Genomic DNA, 3,967 nt, shown 5'->3' with positions numbered 1-3,967 from the left:
CGAGAGGTACCTGCGGGGCGAACTGACCACGCAGCAGGCTCCGCTGCCCGCCAGGACGTGCCGAAGGAGTTTGGTGATCGCGATGTCGCCGGCTTCGGCCTGGCGGTCGGGCTGGGGGAGCGCCTGACCGGTGACTGAACGGGCTGCTCGTACCTCGCGAGGGGTACGGCGATGACGTCGGTCGGCATTCCGGTCGGCCTGAGCCGGGCGCCCGCCGCCGTGGGTATCGGACCGGCTGTGGCACAGCCACCGGTGGCCTCCGGCCGGCGCGGCGCCACCCTCGAGCCGACCGCGATGCGACCGGACCTCGGCCCGGCTGTGTCTTCGGCGTCCGCTGCGGCGCCGCCGAAGACGTCCTAGCAGACACCGTTGAGACACCCGCCGTGTACCAGTGACCGTGTCGCTCCGTCTGATCCTGCAATCCTGCGGCGTGTTGTGGTCGGGAGAACGTGAAGGGCGGGCCGACGGCGGCGAGTCGACTGTCAGGTCAGGAGGAGACGTATGCCGTTCTCGTCGGCTCCGCGGCACGATGCCACCCGCGGACCGGAGCAGCCGGAGGGAAGTGCGGGTTCCGCAGTCCGTGGCCGCGGGCCTGGTGGCCCTCAGAAGCCTGTGGCGGACCTGCATCGCCGGTTCGGCAACCGCCACGTTCAGCGCATGATCCAGACGGCACTCGACGTGGGTCCGGTCGACCATCCGCTGGAACGGGAGGCCGATCGGATCGCGGAACGGGTCACAGGCACGTCGTTGCGCCGGGCGCCGGTGTCCGCCAGGGGTGTGCCGGCCGTGAGCGGCGGTGCGGCGGATCCGGCGGTGACGGGTGCGGTGGACCGGTTGCGTGGGGGCGGGCGTCCGGTGCCGGAGGGGATCCGGCGGCGGATGGAAGGTGCGTCGGGCGCGGATTTCAGCGGCGTGCGCGTGCATGTGGGCAGCGAGTCGGATCGGTTGAACGAGTCCTTGGGAGCGCGGGCGTTCACGGTGGGCTCGGATGTGTTCGTTCGGCGTGCCGAGTTCCGGCCGGGGACGACCGCCGGCGATGCGCTCTTGGCACATGAGCTGACGCACACCGTCCAGCAGGGTGCGGTCACGGTGGTGCCGGGGGCGGCCGTGCAGGCCGCGCCGTCGGTACAGCGGCTCGAGGAGCCGTACCGGGCACCCCTGGGCTTCCGGGAGTTCCGTAGGGAAAAGAACAAGACCAAGGTGGATGAGTACGTCCGGGAGTTCGAAGCCAGCGTCGGTGCCCACTACTTCGTGGACGCGGATACCAAAAAGCTCGCCAGGATCGCTGTCGAAAAGTTGAAGGACACGCTCAGTATCATCATAGGGAAGGAGTTGGAGAAGGAAGATCCGAACGTTGATGTGCGGGAGAAGGCCGAGGAGCGCGCGAAGAGAGTGTTCTTCCGCGACGACGCGACGTCTGCCGGGCAGGTCGGGACGGACGTCGAATACGAGCAACTGCTCAAAGAGGGCAACGTCCGCGAACTGATGACGGCCTTCTTCAACGCCGCCTACTACAACGGCAATCGCCTACCGGATACCGCCGGATCCGTCGACACTCTCCAGAATCAGATCATCTCGGGTGCGGCGGAGCGGGCATTCGCCACGACGCCGACCGCGACGGTGGAGCAGCGGGAAGAGCTGCGGCGCGTCGGCCGGTGGTTGAGGAGCTACCGTCGGCGTGCCGCGTCCTCGGTGATGAAGATGTTCGCCAAGGACCCGTTCGCGACGGGCAACGTCACGGCGCTGTCCGCGTCGCCGTGGTTCCAGTCGTTCACTTTGGCGGCGAGCGTGCGTCGGCGCCGCAGGATCGGCGCGAACGACGTGCGGCCCAGGACGCCGGAGTTCTATGCCGAGGCGGGCACGCCCCTCGGCGGCCTGGAGCGAGGCTTCGTCGAACAGCACCTGCGGAAGAAGCAGGAACTGGATGAGGGCGAGCAACTCAGGGACAATCAGCCCCTGCCCTGGCGGGAGGGATCGGTCGCGTACCGGCGGATCTCGAACCGCTGGTCGCGGCGGGTCGGCTCCCTCGGGATCCCGGTGCAGACGGGCATCTCGGCGACCACGGCCAGGATGCTCCAGGCTGCGAAGATCATCGGCCTCACCCCGCAGCAGCAGGAGACGTTCCTGGGTGCGCTGATGGCCTGGATGCTGCCCGGCGGGGACCACACGCTGTTCGAGATTCAGCGTGGTGCCGGGATCGCCCGCGTCCGGATCGACGGCCGGGACCCGTCAAGTTCCCGCTACACCTTCGTCGACGCGTACCAGAACCTCCCCGGAAAGCCGGAGATCGGCGAGGTGCGTGCGATTGCCGGCGAATCCGGGCTGCCCCACGACCGCCTGTACGAGGACGCGATCAATTCCGGCGGGATTGTCGAGCATGAATCCAGCTCGTTCAAGTCGGCGCATGAAGCTCTCGACGAGTATATCAACGACCCGGACCTCGAGAATTTCAATACGATGTACAACGAGTTCATGGCCTCGCTGCCTCCCCACATGGAAAGGACGAGTGATCAGGGGCTTAAGGCGTATCGGTTGGCTGCCAAGAAAGGAAGGCTCGAAAGGCGCAAAGAAGTCCTTGACGCGTATCGAGATGAGAACAAGCTCAGTGTCGAAGATTTCAAGCGGCTTCTCTCCAAGGGTAATCGACAGGCGTTGACTGCGTGGTCCGGACCGCTCTTCCCGTTGATGAACGACACCATGAAGTATCGTCATTCCTGGAATCCGGGAAAGCGTCTACTGGGACATCTTTTGTTCTGGCGCAAGGTCAACGAGATAGTGAAGGAGGGATATGGTACGGGCGCCTACGAAACGAAGATGCCGAAGAGGCTCGTGTCGGATCAGTTCGTGCGCGCGAACAGAGCGCGTTTCGGGAGGAGGATGAAGGCCGCAGCGGAGTGGATGAAGTACCGGAGCGAGCTTCCGTCGTTGGGGCGGCGCCTGTACGCGGAGATCGCCTGGCAGGCGGACATGGCCTACGACGCCCTTCAGCAGTTGCCGAAGGTCGGCAAGGAGTCGCCCGTCCTGGCATACCGGGGTGAGAAGGCGAGCACGAGCATGGGACTGCGGTGGGCGAAGCGGTCGTGGGCGAAGGGCAAGCGGCTTCGACACTTCCTCAGCTTCAGCCGCGACAAGGCGACCGCCGACGAATTCCGCAAGGGCGGCGCGGGCAGGGGTCTTCTGATCGTCGCCAAGCTGGTCGGCAAGTACGGCCGGGACATCGCTCCGTTCTCCAGCAAGATCGACGAAGCGGAGATCCTTCTGCCATCGGGCGCGCAACTGACCCCGATGAGGGAGGAAGAGGTTGCCGGAGCGGCCGCGGCGGCGAAGGTGAAGGAGGACGAGGCGGTCTTCGTGGAGGAGGCATGAAGCCGAAGAGGTGGGAGGCCGATCCGCGACTGCGAGGAAGCATGAGGAGGCCGGTCGCGTGTGCTGCTTCTGCCGATGCGACAGGTGCGGTGTGGGCGCGACAGGATCCGATCCGCGGTCGTGCTGTCGGGGCTGGAGTCTGCGTCGCGTGAGGATCTCCTCCCGTCGATCGAGTTGCTCCAGCGGCCGAACGAGGAGCCGCCGGAGGTGGAGCGGCGACTTGGCCGGTCACCGCCGAGCCGATGCCTGAGCCGGTCGCCGGATCCCCGTCCTCCTACGGACCGAACCTGCATGCGCTCGCCGTCTACCTGCTGGTCTTCCCGCACGTCCCCGTTCAGCGGACCGCGCAGCTGATCAAGGACGTGGGCGGGGCGGAGGTCTCCACCGGCTGACGACCCTCGGCATGTGCCCTTCACCGACATCCGCGGAGAGCGGGCGCTGCGGCCGGTCAGGACCCAGCTGAGGATCTCCGGCTGCCACCAGTCCGAGACTGGTGCGAGGGGCTGGCTCGCCGCCGGTGAAGTCGCCATCCGCCTACCCCCAAGCCGTCCCGAATCCCGAATCTCGCCTCCAGGCCAACACCGACGGTCGTCAAGCGGGC

The 3,967-nt window shown here is 66.7% G+C and carries 2 protein-coding genes; both read left to right on the top strand.

Going from position 1 to position 3,967, the window contains the following annotated elements:
• Window positions 1-657: 657 nt before the first annotated feature.
• Window positions 658-3,366: a DUF4157 domain-containing protein gene (locus tag RB628_RS39715; RefSeq protein WP_318325513.1), complete on the top strand. Its 2,709-nt coding sequence runs from the start codon at window positions 658-660 to the stop codon at window positions 3,364-3,366.
• Between the two features lie 242 nt (window positions 3,367-3,608).
• Window positions 3,609-3,758, top strand: coding sequence for a hypothetical protein (locus tag RB628_RS39710; protein WP_318325512.1), 150 nt, complete (start codon window positions 3,609-3,611; stop codon window positions 3,756-3,758).
• Window positions 3,759-3,967 lie beyond the last annotated feature (209 nt).

Source organism: Streptomyces sp. ADMS (assembly GCF_033441795.1).
Taxonomy (GTDB): domain Bacteria; phylum Actinomycetota; class Actinomycetes; order Streptomycetales; family Streptomycetaceae; genus Streptomyces.
This window is presented reverse-complemented; position numbering and strand designations above follow the sequence as displayed.